Source organism: Aminobacter sp. MET-1 (assembly GCF_026521175.1).
In the GTDB taxonomy this organism is placed as follows: domain Bacteria; phylum Pseudomonadota; class Alphaproteobacteria; order Rhizobiales; family Rhizobiaceae; genus Aminobacter.
The window spans coordinates 1-258 of sequence record NZ_JAMSHL010000135.1 but is presented as its reverse complement, the minus strand read 5'-3'; the positions used below and the strand labels follow the sequence as shown (position 1 = coordinate 258).

At 65.5% G+C, this 258-nt stretch carries 1 protein-coding gene; it reads right to left on the bottom strand.

The genetic code is table 11. The annotated features are described in order from the left end of the window. Nucleotides 1–258 (bottom strand): sigma factor-like helix-turn-helix DNA-binding protein (locus NDO48_RS29350; protein ID WP_323848140.1); only part of this gene is annotated, 258 nt, incomplete at both ends.

Here is a 258-nt window from a genome sequence, read left to right as displayed (position 1 = left end):
CCGGTATACCCCTCGTTGAACACCAGGTACAGCACCCGCCGAACCGTCGAGAGGTCACCCGGAGCGTCGAAACGGACGTCACGCACCGCCCGTTTGGCTCGGCTGATGCGCTGGGCCATGGTTTTCTCCGGCAGCAGATACGCCTGCGCAATCTGCCGCGTCGTCAGACCCCCGACGGCACGCAACGTCAGCGCTACCGCTGCTGCGGGTGTCAGCACCGGGTGCGCGCAGAGGAAGAACAACTGCAGTGTGTCGTCG